This is a genomic window from Halomonas sp. 72 (assembly GCF_052379785.1).
Lineage (GTDB): Bacteria > Pseudomonadota > Gammaproteobacteria > Pseudomonadales > Halomonadaceae > Vreelandella > Vreelandella citrativorans.
In genome coordinates, this window is sequence record NZ_JBQSYY010000052.1 from 1 (window position 1) to 1,008 (window position 1,008).

Here is a 1,008-nt window from a genome sequence, read left to right on the forward strand (position 1 = left end):
GGTAGTGTTCAGAATTCTGTGTCACTTCTACCCTAAGAGGAAAGAGGTGATGTATGACACAAGCAACATTTGACATGGACGCGGCGCTGAAAGCCCTGCGAGAAGGGAAAGATCTCACCGGCAAGGAGGGCATTCTGACGCCGCTCATCAAGCAGTTGACCGAGGCTGCCATGCAGGCGGAGCTCGACGCGCATCTCGACAATCAAGAGACGCCCAACCGCAAAAACGGGGGCTCTCCCAAGACCATGAAAAGCCCTGCAGGCCGCTTTGAGCTAACCACACCGCGCGATCGCAATGGCACCTTTGAACCGCAAATCGTCAAGAAGCACCAGACTCAGTTAACCGACGAACTGGAACGCAAAGTCATTGCGCTATACGCTCTGGGCAATAGCTATCAGGACATTCGCACGCATATTGCCGACCTGTATGGCATCTCGCTTTCCAACGGCACCCTCAATGCCGTCACCGATAAGCTGATACCGGAGCTTCAGGCCTGGCGCGAGCGTGACCTGGAGGCCATCTATCCCATTGTCTGGCTTGATGCGATCCACTACAAGATCCGGGAACATGGCCGCTATACCAGCAAGGCCGTCTATACCATTCTGGGGCTGAACATCGAGGGCAAGAAGGAGCTTCTCGGCCTGTATCTCTCCGACCAGGAAGGCGCTCACCACTGGCTAAGTGTGCTCACCGACCTCTATAACCGTGGTGTCCAGGACATTCTCATTGCCTGTGTTGACGGCCTGAAAGGCTTCCCTGAAGCGATTGAAAGCCTCTATCCCAACACCGAGATCCAACACTGCATCATCCACCAGATACGGAACTCGCTGAAGTACGTCGCCTCGAAAAATCAAAAGGCCTTCATGGCCGACTTGAAGGCGGTCTACAAGGCGGCTACGCTCAATGCCGCCGAGCTGGCATTGGACGAGTTGGAAGCCAAATGGGGCGACAAATACCCGCTTGTCATCGCTTCCTGGCGCAATAAGTGGCCCACACTATCGGCCTACT

The 1,008-nt window shown here is 55.1% G+C and carries 1 protein-coding gene; it reads left to right on the forward strand.

What is annotated here, in order from left to right; translation table 11 throughout:
• Nucleotides 1-53 precede the first annotated feature (53 nt).
• A partial coding sequence (locus tag ACT3T6_RS17685) for an IS256 family transposase (RefSeq protein WP_444625978.1) occupies nt 54-1,008 on the forward strand: 955 nt, incomplete at its 3' end.